This window comes from Staphylococcus sp. HMSC077D08 (assembly GCF_001837945.1).
In the GTDB taxonomy this organism is placed as follows: Bacteria; Bacillota; Bacilli; order Staphylococcales; family Staphylococcaceae; genus Staphylococcus; species Staphylococcus epidermidis.
The window spans coordinates 1-17319 of the sequence record NZ_KV834740.1 but is presented as its reverse complement, the minus strand read 5'-3'; the positions used below and the strand labels follow the sequence as shown (position 1 = coordinate 17319).

Here is a 17319-nt window from a genome sequence, read left to right as displayed (position 1 = left end):
CGCTCTCAATTTATCATAGAAGCGTTCAGATCTGAATGTAGTAGTTATTTACCTTTAAGTTTACGTGATATTTTAATTTTGGCTTTCGTTAAACGAGGTTTCACTTTCTCAACTAAATGATATAACGGTTGATTTAATACATAATCAAATTCTCCAATTTTTTCACTTAAATATGTACCCCAAACTCGTTTAAATGCCCACAGCCCATAATGTTCTGAATCTTTATCAGGATCATTATCTGTACCACCAAAGTCATAGGTTGTTGCACCATGCTCTCGTGCATATTTCATCATTTCAAATTGCATGTGATGGTTTGGTAAGAAATCACGATAGTCATTCGATGAAGCACCATAGAGATAGTACGATTTGTTTCCTGCAAACATTAAGAGCGCACCTGACAAGTAAATACCTTCTGGCTCGCTTTTTTCAAGTTCTGTTAAATCAGATTTTAATTCATTTGTTTTTTTAATTTTATTTTCAATATCATTAAGTTTATTGAGTGTCTTTTTATCTTGCTTTTTTGATTGTAATTTCTCTTTCTCAGCTAATTGTGCTTCAAGGTCTTGATTAACCATATCTAATACTGGCTTGGGCTCTAATTTAACAAGGAAGAGTTCTGCATCACCGTCTTCATGAAGTGCATCATATATATTTTCAAAATAACTAATATCTCTAGTTAAAAAACCATCTCTCTCTCCAGTTATCTTCATTAAATTAGCAAAGACTTTAAGCCCCTCGCGATTTGATCGTTCTACTTTAGTTCCACGCTTAAGCGCAAGTCTTACTTTTGAACGATTTCGACGTTCGAAACTTTGAACTAATTCATCATCTGTTTTATCGATAGGCGTAATCATAGTCATTCTTGGTTGAATATAGTCTTTAGATAATCCTTCTTTAAAACCTTTATGTTTAAACCCAAGCTCACGTAAATTTTTAAGTGCTTCTGCACCTTTATCAACTTCGACATCGGGATCTATTTTGATAGCATACGACTTTTCATCTCTTGCTACTTCTTTAGCATAGCTAAGTAGAGCTTCTAACACTTCTTTATTATTATAATCAGCTACAAATCCCCTAGATACATAGCATAAAGTGTATGGGAGTTTAGGTATTTTTTTGAATAGTAGCTGGCCAACACCTTTAATTTGACCATTTTCACCGACAGCAATTCTTCTCGAATACCATCCTGTTAATTTTTTCGTATCTGCCCACTTAGATAATTGTAATAAATCACCATTGGGATGAGATTTCACAAATGCGTCATGTTGTTGATTAGTGATGTTCATCTTTTCCATGGTTTAAAATATCTCCTTTATTTTACAGTAATTTTAATTATACATCTTAATAAGAACGATGTCGACGATGTCACTTTCAAACCGTTTTAGTTCTTTCAATACTATTACCCTTGATATAATGGTTACTAACAACTAGTATAGAGGTTTTTATATGAGAAAGTTTATTTTATTATTATTTATTATCCTAAATCTCGTAGCAATCATTATTACAATCAATCACCCACTAACAATTTCATATTTTAGTCTTCGTGTCATCTTCGTAGCATTTATATTTATTATATCCATATTTTTTATTTTTTTACGTACTACAAACTATGAATTGATTCTAAGTATTTTATCTACCGTTTTCGCTTTCATACACATCGGTTTAATTATTCACAGTGCATATCTATATTTATACTAGTTGGGTGGCTCAAAACGATATTTAGAACCACGTATAAATATTGAGTATGGAGCTGTGGCATGGATATCGGTCATTATTAATGTATGAAAACCGGAATCTTTGCCGTCTTCTATTTTATAAATAACTTTATCAGTTTCTAATTTGAGATCAGTAGATGTAGCTGTTTCATTTACTATTTTCATTTTATACCATTCTTTCCAAAGACTTACTGTTGTTTCACGTTGAGTACTAGTAATAATCACCTCTTTAATTTCAAATTCTGACAAGTTGAAATTATGTATTTGTGATAGGTTTTGCTTTCTGCTGTTATCCCATTCTATAAAGAAAGGTGGTTTGACTCTATAGTCAGGGTTAGCAATATATAGCAATCTCCAACGTAATTGATGCCCTTTCTTATTTTCTCTTTCCATGTCAATAGGACCAATTACATCAACGCCTCTATTTTCTAAAGTACTTTTAACTTGATCTATATCCTTTGTTCTAAAACAAATACCTTTAAAGCCTTGTTTAAAATGATCCTGCACTATTTTTGTAGCAAATGATACACGACCTTCTTCAGTTTTAGCTACATTGTTAAGTTTTGACTCATTTTCAACATCTAGCAATTCGATATAACTATTTTTAATCGGTGCTATTTGATTAAAGGTGCCCAAATGATGATGTCTTCCACCATTTTGCAATTCTAATATTTCTCCAGGAAACTTAAATGACTCTAATTGATGTAAATAGTGAATGATATGGTCTAATTTTAAGTTCAACTTTATCCCCTCCACATGTTATTGCTCATTTTAACAAAATTTAACTTTAATTACTTTAAATATTAAAAAGGAATCAAAGACCATTGCAAAATTCACATTTTAGTCATATAATTGTCTCTGTCTTTTAAATGGTTAGCTAGGCTAACTAATATAACAATGAGGTGTTAGATATTTTAACCAATGAATTTTTCAATAGTTTTATAGGTATATATAGACCCTATATTAAACTTACACAACCTATATTAGATCATCATCAGATTCATACTGGCCAATGGCTTGTGCTAAGAGATATCGCCAATTATCAACCTACTACACTTGTAAAAATTTCTCATCGTCGTTCAATAGAAAAGCCTACAACACGAAAGTTGATTAAAGTATTGTTAGACAATGGTTGGGTTATGACAAAAACAGGAGTTGATAAGAGAGAGAAATTATTAAGTTTAACTGACAAAGGTCAAAGCCTCTTTGAAACTATTAATAAAAAGGTCACTGTCATTCAACAAGATATTATAAAAAAAACTGGATTAACTGATGAGCAAGTATTTGATATTACAAATGCGATGTCTCAAATTCATGAAGCAATGATAAAGGAGGAGCAGTAATGAATCAGTCTACAATAACTAAAGACCCCATTTTTACGAAGAGTTTTAATATTAACTTTGCTATTAACTTTTTTGTTTATCTATGTATGTATTTATTAATTGTCGTTATCGCGAGCTATAGTAAATCAGAATACCATGCTTCTGATTCTGTTGCTGGACTCGTAGTCGGACTTTTTATAGTAGGATCATTAATAGGTCGATTTGTAACAGGTAAATACGTCAATCGATTTGGTCCAAAAAAAATTCTCATTTTTGGTTTAATATGTTTAGTAGTAACACAGCTACTTTATTTTATACCTGGTTCTGTTTGGTTCTTAATGATGGTGCGTTTACTGAACGGTTTAGCAACAGCGGTTGCCACAACTGCTACAGGAACAATAGCAGCATATATTACACCACCTACACGCAAAAGTGAAGGTATCAGTTTATTCTCATTAAGTTTGGTGTTGGGAACCGCTATTGGCCCATTTTTTGGTATGTTATTGATGAATTCCTTTTCTATCAATATTTTATTTACTATTTGTGTAATTTTAGGTGTCATAAGTGGTCTATTATCACTGTTAATTAAAATTAATTTCACAACAGTTAAAGAAAACACAATTACACATAAACGGTTCAATTTGGCTCATTTTGTAGCCAAAGAAGCCATTCCGGTAGCATTCGTCATGTTATTAATCGGTGTTACTTACGCTGCTATTTTAACTTATTTACAGGCTTTTGCTGTTGAAAGAGATCTAGTTACATCAGCAAGTTACTTTTTCATTTTTTACGCTATTGCGTCCCTCATAACAAGACCTATTGCTGGAAGATTGATGGATGATAAAAACGAAAATGTAGTTGTTTATCCAGCATTTATCTTCTTAGTATTATCTTTTGTTCTACTGATGCTTAGTTTTAACGGATGGGTATTACTTATTGCAGGTATCGCATTAGGAATTGGTTATGGTAACTTGTCATCTTCTATGCAAGCTATCGCAATAAAAGTATCTCCATCAAATAAATATGGCTTAGCTACATCAACTTACTTTATTGGTTTAGATATAGGAATTGGATTTGGACCATCCTTACTAGGTCTTTTCACACATACGATTTCTTATAGTCAATTATATGGAATCATGGGTATTTTAGGATTTGCAACTTTAGTCATCTATATTATTGTTCACGGACGTAAGGTTCACAGCACTGCATATTAACTGCTAGAATTTTAAAAAACTTCTAAGTTAATATACCTAAATATGCCAAAATGACTTTTATGTAAATTTTATTCCAACATCGCTATATCACTCATATTAGGATATAAATAATAACAAAAATAGCAGTTACCTTAATATTCATAAGGTAGCTGCTATTTTATAATTTATTTAGTCACTTTTAGATTTAAAATTTACTGTCCTTAATTTGCAATACTAATTGTTTCAATTTCTCCAGTCATTTTGTCCAATAATTTCTTTTGCTTTGCATCGAAGAAATAGTAAACTTGTCTTTCATCGGTTTCTGAGCGTAATTTAGAAATGAGTTCTTTCTTATAGATTTTACGAATAATCACATCAATTTTACTAGTATCCCATAACATCTCGAAATGTAATGTGTCTCGTAACTCTTTACCACTAATTTTAGTGTCTGCATAAACCTTGTAAAGAACTACAAATTCTTCAATAGAAATACGATATGTTGTTTTAAGCCAATGCTTTAATTGACTTAATTCTCTCTCTGATTCAATAAAACGTTGTACTTTGTTACTCATAATAATATGCCTCCTAAGTTGATTCTTGGATGTTGTGTTTGTGTGATAAAACTCAATTGCTTATTTTTATTATATTACAGGTTTTGCATTTAATCTATAACAAATATTAAAATTGCCTCTAAATATTGTTTTGAAATTAAACAATTTAAACAATCAGTTATATGTTGAAAGGCATTTAAAATATCTAAATAGGTTTTGTCGTAGCTATATTAACTAACTAAATGTATAAAATTATGGATTTAAAATGTTTAACATGAAGACTTAAGCATATGTTGTCTATAAATACTCAAAACTGTATTAATTGTTTCTTGCTCATTTAATATAATTTATTAGTATTATAAACTTTTGAAACTAAATTTAAATGCTTATAATATAATGTCCAAATCCCATAAGTAGTAAAATTCTAAACTACGCCTATCCACCTATATAATTCATATTAATTTTTTTCTTTCTATTATTCTCAATAGTTTGCATCGTACGCTTATCAGAGTACTGATTGTTTCTAATACTCCACAATCGTTTAAATTGTGCTTTTAAATCATCATCTGTAGCTCCATTACGTATTAAGGCTTTTACATCAAACCCTTCTGAGGAGGCAAATAAACAACCATAAAATTTACCATCTGAAGACAATCGAGCACGCGTACATGTGGAACAAAATGATTCAGATACACTCGTAATTAGACCAAATTGTGCATCACTATCTTTATGTCGAAAATATTTAGCAACTTCCCCATAATATTTAGGCGCTACAGGACTTATCTCAAAATGTTGTTCTATCATATTAAGCATTTCTTCTTTAGTTACAACTTTATTGAAATTCCATCCATTATCGTTACCTACATCCATAAATTCAATAAAACGTACTTCAATATTTTTATTTTTAAAATAATCAATCATCGGAATAATTTGATTATCATTAACCCCTTTTTGAATAACCACGTTTACTTTAACTTCAAAACCTATCGATACTGCATAATCAATTTGTTCTAAAATTGTAGACGCTTTAATATTTCTATTGTTAATTTCTTGAAAAACGTTATCCTCAATCGCATCTAAACTTACATTAATACGTCGTAAACCAGCTTGATATAAATTTTTTCCATGTTTTTTTAATAACAAGCCATTAGTAGTCAATCCAATATCCTCTATACCATCTATGAGATTTAATTGCTCTACAAGTTTATAAAGATTGCGTCGTAAGAGAGGCTCTCCTCCTGTAATTCTTATCTTTTTAACTCCTAATTGAGCATAAATCTTTGAAATTCGTGTTAATTCTTCAAAAGTAAGCAATTCATCCTTAGGTAAGAAAGTGTAATCATCTCCAAAGATTTCCTTTGGCATACAATAATCACATCTGAAATTACATCGATCAGTGACCGATATTCTTAAATCCCGTATTGGACGACCTAATTTATCTTGTATTACCGTTTTCATTGTTGGACCTCCTTATTCATTTATCTGCTTTTTTAAAGAGTCCAAATCATGCTGAAAATTAATATTCTTATACCAATAATGAGGCGAGTCAATTTCAGTAACGTCTAACCAATCTGTTGATAATTGTTTAAAGACATGCTTTAGACTTAAATGATTTGAATTTAAAGCTTTTTCAATAAAAGGAAACGTCGAAAGTGTATAAAAACCAATCGTCGGTATACATATTTGTCCTTCTTTAAATGCTACAATATCTAAACGTGATTCAATTAAGTTTGATACCATGAAATGATATAACCCATTCACTGCTTTACTAGTAATCATTGGTGTATCAACAGATACAATGAAAAACAATTCTTCATCCATGTATTGCTTCATCACTGAGTAAATTCCTGTTAGCGGCCCTTTATTTTGATGATGTTCGTCATCAATAATCACATATTCATATTCAAACTGAGAAGCTAATTGTGAATTAGTGCTAATGATAATGCGATTAAACATATTTGTAGATTTTAACGTTTCTATAATTTTTTGATAAAAATATTGATTATCAATTTTAGCAAAAGCTTTAGCTTTACCAAATCGGCTAGATTCTCCACCTGCTAAAATAATTGCTTTCATCTTGATCAACCCCCACTGACCGGTGGAATGAGCGCAATTGTATCTCCTGGTTGGACCATATCATCTTGTCTGACGAATTCTTCATTAACGGCAATTTGAAATTTTTTAGATTTAAGTTCTCTATGGTGTTTTAATAAATATGACTCGAATTCTTGAACAGTTAGTGTCGTATCTAAATGTATTGTTTCAGTAGATCGATTGAGCAACTCTTTTAACTCTGCAAAATATAAAATTTTCATCTTGCTTTCCCCTTTTTTGCTTCATTATATGTTCCCTTTTGATGGCCTTGCCATTCAGCACCATCATCCCAAATTTCCTTTTTCCAAATTGGAACAATTTCTTTTATGCGCTCTATGGCGTATTCATTTGCTTCATATGCCGCTTTTCTATGAGGAGAAGATACTGCAATTAAAACTGCTATATCTGATATTTGTAACGGCCCAATTCGATGTACAATTGTTGTTATTGTTCCAGGCCACTTTTCTTCAATTTCTTTTCCAATTTGAGCTAATTTTTTCTCAGCCATTGGTATATAAGCCTCATATTCTAAGTGTTGTGTACGAATACCTTTAGTCCACTCTCTTACGTGACCAGTAAATACGACTACGGCACCTTGACGTTCGTTAATCGTAAAATCCCTATATTGTTCTGTTTCAATAGGTTGAGTCACGATTTCAAATTGCTTCATTTAATTCATTCCCTTATCCTTAATTAATTTGTTGAGTAAGTGCTCAAGTTGATTATTTGCTCGTGGATGATTGGTTTCTATTTTCCCTATGACGTGAGAAAGTCTTTGTAGAGTTCTTAATTCATCATTATTTTTATAAACGATAATTTTATCATAATTTTCTTCTTTAAAGCCCTCAACTAAAATGATACTACAATCAATTGTAACAGAATTTTCAATTATTTCTCTAAGCGATTGTTTCTTTTTACGTGTCACTGTTTGCTGTAAATGATGCCCCTGAACAATACTTTGATCTGCGCCCGCAGCAAAATGTTTCATGTGGTCAACATCAGATGACTGTAATTCAATTTCTTCACCAATATGCCCGTGATGTTTAATTGTTGCTACTGAATAACCTCGTTCTTTTAAAAATGATATCGCATGGTTCATCAATGTAGTTTTCCCTGAATTTTTCATACCTACAATTTGTAAAATCATAGTATCAATTCCTCTTCAAAACTATTAGATTCGGTCAAAATCACATCAACAATGTTACCTGCTTTAAATCCACGTGTACCACCAGGAAGCATAATCATAGCATTAGCGTGCGCAATAGCTACAACTGCACCTGATTTATTAAATCCAGATGGTATTACTGTCATTCCAGCTTTTGTTAATGTTGCCTTAGCACGAATCAATCGTGTAAATGGGTTAGCTTTATTAAAATCTTCCATAAGTGTAGCTTTGATTATTTGCGGATAACAAGCTTTAGCTCCCATGAGCTTATTTACAGCGGGTTTAACATATAATTCAAATCCTGTATAGCAGGCTGAAGGATTTCCAGATAAGCCAAATAAATATTTACCATCTACAAATGCAACCGTAGTAACACTACCTGGTCTTTGAGCCACTTTGTTAAATAGTATCTGCGCTTGGATGGACTTGTATATTTCTGGTAAGTAATCAAAATCTCCTACCGACACACCTCCAGTAGTAATTACTAAATCATGCTCTGATAAAGCTTTTCTTACGACCTCAATACTCTTTTCTAGATTATCATGCTGAACTTTATACATTCCAACTTGTATTCCGAATTGTTTAGCTAATGCTTTAATCATCGGTCCGTTTGAATTTCGTATCTTTCCTGGTTCAAGCTCATCTTCTACTTCAAGCAATTCACTACCTGTAGCAATTACTGCAACAGTTGGTTTTCGAGACACTCGCACTTTAGTATAACCGTATGTTGCTAAGACTGCTATCACACCAGAGTTAATACGCATACCTTTATGCAGTACGATATCACCAGCTTTTATTTCTTCACCTTGTAGTGAAATATTTTCTAAATGTTTAAAAGATTTTCTAATTGTAAAAGTTGTTTCAGATTCAATAGTTTGTTCAAACATTACTACTGCATCAGCTCCAGAAGGAATCTGAGCACCAGTCATTATTCGTATTGCTTGGTTTTTATCAATTGTTTTTTCTGAAACTGAACCTGCACCGATATGATCTATTACTTCAAATTCAATACGGTTTTCGCCACTTGCACCTTGTGAATCTTCACTTCTAATTGCAAATCCATCATAAGGTGATTTATTAAACCTTGGTATATCATAGGTCGCAACAATATCTTCAGCAAGAATATGTCCTAAACTTTCATCTAAATTAACATTGATATTCTTCACTTCTACATGTTGTTTCATAATACGATTAATTGCTTCTTTAACTGATATTGGCGTTCTTTTCTCTACAGACATACACTCATCTCCAAAAAATATTAATTTTCATGATATACTTACTCCTAATAGGAGGGAAAAAATGACTCATTTCACACATATTAATAAACAAGGTAATGCTAAAATGGTTGATGTTTCTAATAAGAAAATTACAAAACGTGTAGCAGAAGCACACTCAAGTATAATAGTTAATGAAAAAATTTATAGACAAATTACTCAAAATACTAATAGTAAAGGAAATGTACTTAATACTGCGCAAATTGCTGGTATCATGGCAGCTAAAAACACTTCTACAATCATTCCAATGTGTCATCCATTACCACTTACAGGTATAGATGTATCCTTCAAATGGGGTTCAAATAATGATGATTCATATCGTTTAAATATTACAGCGGTCGTGTCTACAACAGGCAAAACTGGTGTTGAAATGGAAGCATTGACTGCTGCTTCAGTTACAGCACTTACAATCTACGATATGACAAAAGCTATAGACAAAGGCATGGTAATTGGCGAAACGTACTTAGAATCTAAATCTGGTGGTAAATCTGGCGACTTCCACAGAAAAAATTTATAATTCTATTCATTATATACATTAAAAATTCCTACATTATATCTAAAATCTTGAAATTACTTAATTCCTTATGTCTTTATTTAATTCAAACACTAAGTGACTCAATTCAGGTTTAATTAATTTTTCTATTGCAAGTTTAATTGCACCTGTTGAGCCAGGAAGTGCAAAAATCAAGGTATTATCACAGGTACCTGCAATAGCTCGAGTTAATAATGCTCTTGTACCAACATCTTCGGTATAACTTAAGTATCTAAATAATTCACCAAAACCTTCTAATTCTTTAGTTAATAATGGGCGAACAGCTTCTATTGTCACATCTCTTTGTGAGATACCTGTTCCTCCCGTTGTAATAATGACATCTAGTTGATTTGGTGAAGCTAACCAAAGCTTAAGTTGGTGTGTAATAGCTTCTATATCGTCTTTAACAATTCGATAATAATTAATATCAACATGATTTTCATGTTGATTTATCAAAGATTGAATCAGTTGACCACCTTTATCAGAATCATAATCTCTCGTATCCGATACAGTCAAAATTGCTACATGAATCGGTCTGTTTAAATGAATATTCTGATGTTGATGTTTGTGCATGTTTATCCACTCCCTTATATTTAACCAAATAGTTGATGCATTAATTGAATTGCTTTTTTAGGTTCTGTCGTTCCATGTATCAAAAATCTACCTCCAGAAAATGCAACAATTCGATATTCTCTAAACCTAAACATTGTCATATATAAATTCGTACGATGTTGAATATGATTTCGCTCGAGAAATGATAGTAATATTTCCTGAGAAATATCAGCATTTTTATATTGAACAGTGTCTCTTCCACATAAGGTCGCGTAATCTTGTTGATGTTGATTAAGGTGTGGATATGTTGGAGCATGACCACATGTTTTACAATCTTCATTTTGCATACGACTAAAACCAAATGTATAATGATCCCCTTCCCAAATATCCCCGTAAGTGAAGTGTGTCTTAACCTTATTACCAGTCAATAACTTTAATGCATCACTGAGTTGTAAACTGGTTGTCATTGTTACAGCTGGTTGAATAACTCCAACCGTATCACATGTTAAATTAATAGATGGTAATTGAGGCATTAAGCAATTAAAACACGGTGTTTGCCCAGGAATAAACGTTGCCTGAACATATGTACTTTGAACAACACCACCATATATCCAAGGAATCTGATGTTTATAAGCAAAATCATTAATTAACTCACGCGTATCAAAATTATCAGTTGCATCTAATATAATATCGACATCTATTCCATGTTGCTCTAAGAAATTGTAATTGACATGCTCAATATAAGCATCTATCTCTACATCTTTACGTATCTCTTTTAAAACTTTCTGTGCAGCGATTACTTTTGGTAGTACATCTTCTGCATCACGCTCTATAAAGAGTGTTTGTCGTTGTAAGTTGCTAAATTCAATGTAGTCTCTATCAACAATAGTTAACTTATTTATTCCTGCTCTCACTAATCCCTCAGCTAAGTGTGTTCCTAACGCCCCCATACCTACTATAAGTACATGTTTTTTCTCAAGTTGACTTTGACCTTTTAAACCAATTTGCTTAAACAGCACTTGTCTCGAGTATCTTTCTTGCATCAAATCCCTAAACCTCTCTTTATATTTTGAATATACGAATAATTGTTAAAATTAACAGGTAAATAGCACTTCTTGCTATATTTTTATTCAATCTTCAATTGTTATAATCTTATGTGCCATTTGTTGCGCTTCATAATTTGAATGCGTTACAAATATAATGGGAATTTTCCATGCTTCGAATATTTTTAAAATTAATTTGATACCTTCTTTTTTTGTCTTATCATCTAAACTTGAAAAAGGCTCATCAAGCAAAATTAAATCGGGTTTCGTACTTAGCGCCCTAGCTAAAGCGACGCGTTGAGCTTCACCTCCTGATAAGGTCACAGGATACTTTTCAAGTAAATGCTCTATTTTTAGAGTATGAATAAGTTTATTGATATGTTCAGAAGGCTTAGTCATAAACGTTATATTGTTATAAACATTCATATTAGGGAAAAGTTGATAATCTTGAAATAAATATCCTATACGACGTTGTTGAACCTTAACATTCAAATGATGTCGTGAATCAGTTAATACACGTTTACCAACCTTTATATATGAATAATTTATAGCTTTCAAACCGGCAATTATATTTAAAATTGTTGTCTTTCCAATTCCAGATGGTCCCTGTATCGCATATATCTTGGGGAGTTGATCATCTATGTTGATATTAATTTCCGTCTGATTAAGCACACCATTCAATTTAATTGTGAGCATTTAATCAACCTCCCTAAACGTATCACGATTAACTAGATTAATGGTCGCTATGACAGTTACCGCAAACGCAACTAATACAAGCACCCATAACCAAGCTTCATTTTCTTTCCCTTGCTCCACTAAGAAATAAATTTCTAAAGGCAATGTGTTTGTTTTGTCCGGAATATAGCCAGCAACCATCAAAGTAGCACCAAATTCACCTATTGCTCTTGCAAAGCTCATCATAATACCTGCAAGAATAGAACGTTTAGATAATGGTAACACCAATTTAAAAAATATTTTTGTTTCACTTGCTCCCATGGTTCTTGCAGTATTTAACATCTTTGAATCTATACTTCGAAACCCATTCACTGTATGTTGATACATAAGGGGAAAACTAACAATGACAGATGCAATCACTGCACCTGTCAAAGTAAATACAACTGGTAAGTGTAAGATATTAGTAAAGAATTCTCCTACAGGACTTCTTGTAGAAAATATAATTAATAATATAAAACCAAGAACAGTAGGTGGTAACACAATTGGTAAAATGATAAAACTTTCTAATAGATTTACCCAATATCTATTTTTATTGTATAGCCATTTAGAAATCAATATGCCAAAAATAGTAACTATCATTGTACTAATTAAAGCAACACGAAAAGAAATCCAAAAGGACGTTAAATCAGGCATAGCTCAGAACCCCTTATACAGAAAATTGATATTCTTTAAGAATTTGTTTAGCTTTATTGGATTTTAAGAAGTTTATCCATTCTTTAGCTAATTTTTTATCTGAAGTTGCACCTGCTTTATAAGTAATTGGTTTACTTAATTTAATTTCTTCGATGACTTTAACTTTATTTGCTTTTTTCTTTTGTTGATATAAGTCTGTTTTATAAACGAATCCTTCCTGTGCGTTTCCTTTTTCCACATAATTTAATACTTGTTTTACGTCTTTAGCAAAAATAATTTTATCTTTAACATCACCATATAAATGTTGATCATCTAAATATTGTTTTGCATATTTACCTGCAGGCACTGTTTTTATTTGTCCTAGTGCGAGTTTGTCGTTTTGATTTAAATCTTTTACAGAGGTATAACTTTTATTTTTATCACCAATTAATACAAGCTGATTCTTTGCATAATTATAAGTATCATGTGCTTTGTTTTTTTTCTTCAACAGATCTATATCTTTAGTGTTAGCTGACATCATGACATCTGCCGGAGCACCCGCTTCTATTTGTTGTCTTAACGCACCTGATCCGCCATAGTTAAATTTAATCTCTACATTTGGATGGTCCTTTTTAAATTCATTTTCTAATGATTTACTGACTTCAGTCAAACTTGCTGCAGCAGAAACTTGAAGTTCTTGTTTATCACCTTTTGGGGATTGTTTTTCATTATGTTCTTTATTCAGACCTCTCTCATTGGTACAACCTGCTAATACTATACTTAATGTTAAAATAGTAATAAAAATATGTTTCATTTTCATGATAGCCTACCTCCATTTAACCTTTATTATACGCTTTAAATAATATTTGAAAAAGAAATAAAATGTGATAAATTATGTCATTATTTATACAACTAAATGTACTCGAATTGACTTTATAAAAATTTCTCAAAAGTCCTTTCCTAATAATAGGATATACAAAAGAGTGAGAAGTGAGTTACATTTAAGATAATAAGTAGTCATGATTAAAGGGGTAAAAAAATGAAAAAAGATGTGACGCAAAAACAAACTATAATCAAATTTGAGAATGGACACTTATATACAGCATCGGATTCATGTGTAACAGAGATGCCATTAACAATTAAAGTCAACGATATTGAGTTTGCAACTATTATTTGTAGTCCAAACCATTTAGAAGAATTGACTTTAGGTTTTCTTGCATCTGAAGGTATATTCTTAAAGAGGAATGACTTACAATCCATTCATATTGACGAAAGTAAAGGATTCGCTCATGTAAAACTAACTCAATCAGTAGGTCAACAATTCGAACATCCTACAAAACGTGTGCTGGCTTCCTGTTGTGGTAAAAGCAGAGCATTTTATTTTCAAAATGATGCTGCTATTGCCAAAACATCAATGACAAACATTCAATTTCAACCCAAACAAGTTATTAATTTGATGACGCAATTACAGGATGCAAGTATTATTTTCAAACAAACGGGTGGTCTTCATAATGCTGCCATCAGTGATGGAAAAGACTTTTTTGAACATCGCCACGATATCGGACGTCATAACGCTCTTGATAAATTATACGGTTACTGCATTCAACGACATATATCTGTGAGAGATAAGGTTTTGATTTTTAGTGGCCGTATTTCATCAGAAATTTTAATCAAAGCAGCTAAAATCGGTGTAGGAATTATATTATCTAAATCTGCTCCTACTTCACTTGCAATACAACTTGCAAGAGATTTAAACATTACCGCAATTGGGTTTATTCGAGAAAATCATTTTAATATCTATAGTCATCCAGAAAGAATCATAAATGAATTTTAAAATTAAATGAATTTTAAGGTTAACACTACATGTCCGATCACCTTTGAACATATAAAAAATAACCTAAGATAGATTTAATAATCCATCTTAGGTTATCACTTCGATGTAAAATTTCGATTAACTTAAATATTTTCTTTTAAAATATGATACTTAAAACCTTGGTATATATATCCTTGTCTTAGATACATATCTTTAGCAGTATCTTCTCCATCTGCAACAAGAATAACAGGTCGCTCGTTAGCCATACGTCCAACGTAAGCTTGTATTTCAGAACCAATACCTTGATGTTGGAATTCTTTTAAAACCCCAAAACCATCTATTTCTATTGTTTTATCCGTCATTATAATATCAACTATTCCAACTGGTTGCTGGTTAACATATGCAACTAAACGTTCAATGTCATCCAAGTTGTGTGAGCTATAAATATGTTGTTTAACCATGTTGGTATAGTTATCACCAAAAGGCCGTGCAAACGCATCATAGACATGAAGGTAATCATTGATATTACTACTTGTTACAAGTTGAATATCTACGTCTCTTTTGCGTGAAAGTTCCTTTAACGCTTTAGCTTCAATGACATAAAGCTCAAGTACTCCTATCTGAAAACCTAGGTCACGGATTTTTTCCAACAATACTTCATCTATATTTTCATTAGCTGGAAATGAAAATGAAAGATGATAGGATGATTGATTTAGATGCGTTTTCTTTTGAACCTCAATGTCTTTAAGCCATTGATTCATTGTTGGCATCGTTTTATAAATCCACGTGTTACTCGCATATTTTAAAGGTTGAGAAGGTAAGAGATAAATCACCTTTCTAGAATCTTCAGTTATTTTATTTCCACCAATATAAATATCTTTAAAAGTTATTTTCGACATAAATATCGCCTCATCAACTTCATTATTATTTTTTAGTTACTGAATAAGAGTCTTGAAACGTGAATGATTTAAAATTGCTGCACCTATTAAACTTGCAATAATAGCCTTAATAATATCACCTGGCATAAATGTAAATGATAATATAAATGCCTTAGAGATAGGTATATGTATAATGAAGCCCATAATGATTGTACCTAATATATCTAATCCTAATACACCGATAACTAGTGTAGCTATAAAAATCACTAAGAAATTAATTTTATGCAAATATGCATCACGAATAATACCTATAAAGTAAGCTACAACAGGATATAAGAATAAGAATCCTGCCGAAGGTCCTGCAAATACGCCAATTCCCCCACGGCCTCCAGAAAGCACTGGTAAACCTGTAGCTACTAATAATAAAAAGACAATAACACTTGTAGTACCAAGTTTTCGCCCTAAAATAATTCCTGCCAAAAAGATTCCTATATTCTGTAATACAATAGGTACTGGCATAAATGGCAGAGGTACACTTGGTACTAAACCTAAAATACAAATGATAGCAGTCATTAAAGCTGTATATACTAAATGTTTTGTAGTCACTTGTTCATCCTCCTTACATAGATTTTATTATAGCACCCTTGTAAACTTTTATGAACGAAAAGTTTACAATAAGTTGAAGTAGATGCACCTTTTTATTAACAAATAAAACTTAGGACTCAATTTTCTTTGCTAAATCCGTTATGTATTTAAAGAATGCTTGTTTATTTACATCCGTAATGACTTGAACTTCACGTCCATTTTCAGATTGGAATGTTCTCCCTTGACTAGGTCCTTGACTGACTACATCAATTTTCAATTTCGTTGATTCAACTAAATTTGGAGAACCCACATAAGCAGTAGTTAATACATCCCATAAAAAGTATGTTGAATTGGTCACAAAATGTGTGAGTGGTGGTACTGCTGCGTAACTTGTGCCCAGAAAATCAACGCCTAAATATTGTCTTTTATCTGCCCACATTTGACGAACTTCCATTGTTAGAGGGACTTGATTTGTACTTTCTAAAGCAACAATATCGACAATCATATCACTATCTAATACAACTTTTACAGCCTCGGGATCCCAAAATGCATTCCATTCAGCTGTACCATCATGTTCTGGTTCTTCAACATTTCCTTTGTCTAAAAACGTTCCACCCATCCAAACTAATTTCTCTATATTTTTTAAAATTGAGTTGTCATAGTTTATAGCTTTAGCTAAATCTGTAAGCGGTCCAGTAAATAACAATGTAACTTTCTCATCACAACGCTTCACCTTACGAATAATATCTATATACGCCTCGTCCTCACTAGCCTTACATCTTTTGGGTATACAAGACTCATTTAGCACTGGTAGGGCATCCATAAAGAAAGCATGCATTCTCCATTCTTTTGGAAAAGGATTTTTCCCTCTTTCATATGATGGTGCTACATTAATTTCAACGTCTGAAAAACGATTTATAATCTTTAATGAAGCACTTAATGAAGGTTCTAAATAGCAGTCTGCACCAATCGTACTTACACCAACAAGTTCTATATTTTCCATTTGTAATAATAAAAATAGTGACACTAAATCATCAACGCCACCATCATGATTAAAATATACTTTGGTCATAGTTGATACTCCTAACGTTTTTTAATGAATAACTTAATTATATTTGAAATCTTTTATGACACCAAATAATTTCAAGTTGATCATTGAATACATGCCAATCTATAAATATTTAGCAGTTACACAGCGATTTCATTATGATTGCATTAGAAAAGAGCCTGGGACATAATTCCTAGCAAAATAGCC

At 31.8% G+C, this 17319-nt stretch carries 21 protein-coding genes; 4 read left to right on the top strand and 17 right to left on the bottom strand.

Features of this window, described 5'->3' with window-relative positions; all coding sequences use genetic code 11:
* Positions 1-44 precede the first annotated feature (44 nt).
* Positions 45-1295: a lipid II:glycine glycyltransferase FemX gene (locus tag HMPREF2663_RS00580; RefSeq protein ID WP_002447319.1), complete on the bottom strand. Its 1251-nt coding sequence runs from the start codon at positions 1293-1295 to the stop codon at positions 45-47.
* Positions 1296-1694: 399 nt separating this feature from the next.
* The gene (locus HMPREF2663_RS00575) at positions 1695-2456 is read right to left on the bottom strand and encodes a VOC family protein (RefSeq protein ID WP_070845570.1); all 762 of its coding nucleotides are present in this window, start codon (positions 2454-2456) and stop codon (positions 1695-1697) included.
* A 161-nt stretch (positions 2457-2617) separates the two neighbouring features.
* Here HMPREF2663_RS00575 and HMPREF2663_RS00570 point away from each other — a divergent pair, with 161 nt between their 5' ends.
* Positions 2618-3058 (top strand): MarR family winged helix-turn-helix transcriptional regulator, encoded by a 441-nt coding sequence (locus HMPREF2663_RS00570; protein WP_176746322.1) that lies wholly within the window; start codon positions 2618-2620, stop codon positions 3056-3058.
* The gene (locus HMPREF2663_RS00565; RefSeq protein WP_002475365.1) at positions 3058-4251 is read left to right on the top strand and encodes an MFS transporter; all 1194 of its coding nucleotides are present in this window, start codon (positions 3058-3060) and stop codon (positions 4249-4251) included. The genes HMPREF2663_RS00570 and HMPREF2663_RS00565 overlap by 1 nt, the downstream gene beginning before the upstream one ends.
* Positions 4252-4451: 200 nt before the next feature.
* Here HMPREF2663_RS00565 and HMPREF2663_RS00560 read toward each other — a convergent pair whose 3' ends face one another.
* The 7 genes from HMPREF2663_RS00560 to glp all read right to left on the bottom strand — a co-directional run bounded on the left by HMPREF2663_RS00560 (position 4452) and on the right by glp (position 9278).
* Positions 4452-4802, bottom strand: coding sequence for a SarA family transcriptional regulator (locus tag HMPREF2663_RS00560; RefSeq protein WP_001832414.1), 351 nt, complete (start codon positions 4800-4802; stop codon positions 4452-4454).
* Positions 4803-5216: 414 nt separating this feature from the next.
* Positions 5217-6239 carry a GTP 3',8-cyclase MoaA gene (gene moaA, locus HMPREF2663_RS00555; protein WP_002475356.1) on the bottom strand — a complete coding sequence of 341 codons (1023 nt, stop codon included), beginning with the start codon at positions 6237-6239 and terminating at the stop codon, positions 5217-5219.
* 12 nt (positions 6240-6251) lie between these two features.
* Complete coding sequence (gene mobA, locus HMPREF2663_RS00550) at positions 6252-6857, bottom strand: molybdenum cofactor guanylyltransferase MobA (protein ID WP_033862434.1); 606 nt, start codon at positions 6855-6857, stop codon at positions 6252-6254.
* Positions 6858-6862: 5 nt separating this feature from the next.
* The gene (gene moaD / locus HMPREF2663_RS00545) at positions 6863-7096 is read right to left on the bottom strand and encodes a molybdopterin converting factor subunit 1 (protein ID WP_070845568.1); all 234 of its coding nucleotides are present in this window, start codon (positions 7094-7096) and stop codon (positions 6863-6865) included.
* The gene (locus HMPREF2663_RS00540) at positions 7093-7545 is read right to left on the bottom strand and encodes a molybdenum cofactor biosynthesis protein MoaE (RefSeq protein ID WP_002500899.1); all 453 of its coding nucleotides are present in this window, start codon (positions 7543-7545) and stop codon (positions 7093-7095) included. The genes moaD and HMPREF2663_RS00540 overlap by 4 nt, the downstream gene beginning before the upstream one ends.
* Positions 7546-8022: a molybdopterin-guanine dinucleotide biosynthesis protein B gene (gene mobB / locus HMPREF2663_RS00535; protein ID WP_070845566.1), complete on the bottom strand. Its 477-nt coding sequence runs from the start codon at positions 8020-8022 to the stop codon at positions 7546-7548.
* A complete protein-coding gene (glp, locus tag HMPREF2663_RS00530; protein WP_002447310.1) occupies positions 8019-9278 on the bottom strand; it encodes a molybdopterin molybdotransferase MoeA in 1260 nt (419 codons plus the stop codon). The genes mobB and glp overlap by 4 nt, the downstream gene beginning before the upstream one ends.
* A 61-nt stretch (positions 9279-9339) precedes the next feature.
* On the opposite strand from glp, the gene moaC reads away from it, so the two are divergent.
* On the top strand, positions 9340-9831 hold the full coding sequence (moaC, locus tag HMPREF2663_RS00525; protein ID WP_002447309.1) for a cyclic pyranopterin monophosphate synthase MoaC: 492 nt from the start codon (positions 9340-9342) through the stop codon (positions 9829-9831).
* A gap of 57 nt (positions 9832-9888) precedes the next feature.
* Here the strand turns inward: moaC and HMPREF2663_RS00520 are convergent, their stop codons facing one another.
* From HMPREF2663_RS00520 to modA, 5 genes are all read right to left on the bottom strand, one after another.
* Positions 9889-10419 (bottom strand): MogA/MoaB family molybdenum cofactor biosynthesis protein, encoded by a 531-nt coding sequence (locus tag HMPREF2663_RS00520; protein ID WP_002447308.1) that lies wholly within the window; start codon positions 10417-10419, stop codon positions 9889-9891.
* Between the two features lie 20 nt (positions 10420-10439).
* Positions 10440-11441 (bottom strand): ThiF family adenylyltransferase, encoded by a 1002-nt coding sequence (locus HMPREF2663_RS00515; protein ID WP_070592707.1) that lies wholly within the window; start codon positions 11439-11441, stop codon positions 10440-10442.
* Between the two features lie 87 nt (positions 11442-11528).
* A complete protein-coding gene (locus HMPREF2663_RS00510; RefSeq protein WP_002447306.1) occupies positions 11529-12137 on the bottom strand; it encodes an ATP-binding cassette domain-containing protein in 609 nt (202 codons plus the stop codon).
* Positions 12138-12809, bottom strand: a complete 672-nt coding sequence (gene modB / locus HMPREF2663_RS00505) for a molybdate ABC transporter permease subunit (protein ID WP_001832420.1) — start codon at positions 12807-12809, stop codon at positions 12138-12140. It abuts the gene before it with no gap.
* A gap of 13 nt (positions 12810-12822) precedes the next feature.
* Positions 12823-13608, bottom strand: coding sequence for a molybdate ABC transporter substrate-binding protein (modA, locus tag HMPREF2663_RS00500; RefSeq protein WP_002500905.1), 786 nt, complete (start codon positions 13606-13608; stop codon positions 12823-12825).
* Between the two features lie 219 nt (positions 13609-13827).
* Here modA and fdhD point away from each other — a divergent pair, with 219 nt between their 5' ends.
* Positions 13828-14622 carry a formate dehydrogenase accessory sulfurtransferase FdhD gene (fdhD, locus tag HMPREF2663_RS00495; RefSeq protein WP_070845564.1) on the top strand — a complete coding sequence of 265 codons (795 nt, stop codon included), beginning with the start codon at positions 13828-13830 and terminating at the stop codon, positions 14620-14622.
* A gap of 122 nt (positions 14623-14744) precedes the next feature.
* Here fdhD and HMPREF2663_RS00490 read toward each other — a convergent pair whose 3' ends face one another.
* The 3 genes from HMPREF2663_RS00490 to HMPREF2663_RS00480 all read right to left on the bottom strand — a co-directional run bounded on the left by HMPREF2663_RS00490 (position 14745) and on the right by HMPREF2663_RS00480 (position 17136).
* On the bottom strand, positions 14745-15500 hold the full coding sequence (locus tag HMPREF2663_RS00490) for a GNAT family N-acetyltransferase (protein ID WP_070845562.1): 756 nt from the start codon (positions 15498-15500) through the stop codon (positions 14745-14747).
* A 36-nt stretch (positions 15501-15536) separates the two neighbouring features.
* Positions 15537-16085, bottom strand: a complete 549-nt coding sequence (locus HMPREF2663_RS00485; RefSeq protein WP_002473886.1) for a biotin transporter BioY — start codon at positions 16083-16085, stop codon at positions 15537-15539.
* Positions 16086-16194: 109 nt separating this feature from the next.
* A complete protein-coding gene (locus tag HMPREF2663_RS00480) occupies positions 16195-17136 on the bottom strand; it encodes a nucleoside hydrolase (protein ID WP_002447300.1) in 942 nt (313 codons plus the stop codon).
* Positions 17137-17319: the final 183 nt, after the last annotated feature.

Excerpts from the sequence above, each read along its gene's own strand:
- HMPREF2663_RS00515 (WP_070592707.1), bottom strand. The coding sequence starts at position 11,441 with ATGCAAGAAAGATACTCGAGACAAGTGCTGTTTAAGCAAATTGGTTTA.
- HMPREF2663_RS00580 (WP_002447319.1), bottom strand. The coding sequence starts at position 1,295 with ATGGAAAAGATGAACATCACTAATCAACAACATGACGCATTTGTGAAA.
- moaA (WP_002475356.1), bottom strand. The coding sequence starts at position 6,239 with ATGAAAACGGTAATACAAGATAAATTAGGTCGTCCAATACGGGATTTA.
- HMPREF2663_RS00560 (WP_001832414.1), bottom strand. The coding sequence starts at position 4,802 with ATGAGTAACAAAGTACAACGTTTTATTGAATCAGAGAGAGAATTAAGT.
- HMPREF2663_RS00540 (WP_002500899.1), bottom strand. The coding sequence starts at position 7,545 with ATGAAGCAATTTGAAATCGTGACTCAACCTATTGAAACAGAACAATAT.
- modB (WP_001832420.1), bottom strand. The coding sequence starts at position 12,809 with ATGCCTGATTTAACGTCCTTTTGGATTTCTTTTCGTGTTGCTTTAATT.
- HMPREF2663_RS00520 (WP_002447308.1), bottom strand. The coding sequence starts at position 10,419 with ATGCACAAACATCAACATCAGAATATTCATTTAAACAGACCGATTCAT.
- HMPREF2663_RS00490 (WP_070845562.1), bottom strand. The coding sequence starts at position 15,500 with ATGTCGAAAATAACTTTTAAAGATATTTATATTGGTGGAAATAAAATA.
- moaC (WP_002447309.1), top strand. The coding sequence starts at position 9,340 with ATGACTCATTTCACACATATTAATAAACAAGGTAATGCTAAAATGGTT.
- moaD (WP_070845568.1), bottom strand. The coding sequence starts at position 7,096 with ATGAAAATTTTATATTTTGCAGAGTTAAAAGAGTTGCTCAATCGATCT.
- HMPREF2663_RS00480 (WP_002447300.1), bottom strand. The coding sequence starts at position 17,136 with ATGACCAAAGTATATTTTAATCATGATGGTGGCGTTGATGATTTAGTG.
- modA (WP_002500905.1), bottom strand. The coding sequence starts at position 13,608 with ATGAAAATGAAACATATTTTTATTACTATTTTAACATTAAGTATAGTA.
- fdhD (WP_070845564.1), top strand. The coding sequence starts at position 13,828 with ATGAAAAAAGATGTGACGCAAAAACAAACTATAATCAAATTTGAGAAT.
- mobB (WP_070845566.1), bottom strand. The coding sequence starts at position 8,022 with ATGATTTTACAAATTGTAGGTATGAAAAATTCAGGGAAAACTACATTG.
- mobA (WP_033862434.1), bottom strand. The coding sequence starts at position 6,857 with ATGAAAGCAATTATTTTAGCAGGTGGAGAATCTAGCCGATTTGGTAAA.
- HMPREF2663_RS00565 (WP_002475365.1), top strand. The coding sequence starts at position 3,058 with ATGAATCAGTCTACAATAACTAAAGACCCCATTTTTACGAAGAGTTTT.
- glp (WP_002447310.1), bottom strand. The coding sequence starts at position 9,278 with ATGTCTGTAGAGAAAAGAACGCCAATATCAGTTAAAGAAGCAATTAAT.
- HMPREF2663_RS00510 (WP_002447306.1), bottom strand. The coding sequence starts at position 12,137 with ATGCTCACAATTAAATTGAATGGTGTGCTTAATCAGACGGAAATTAAT.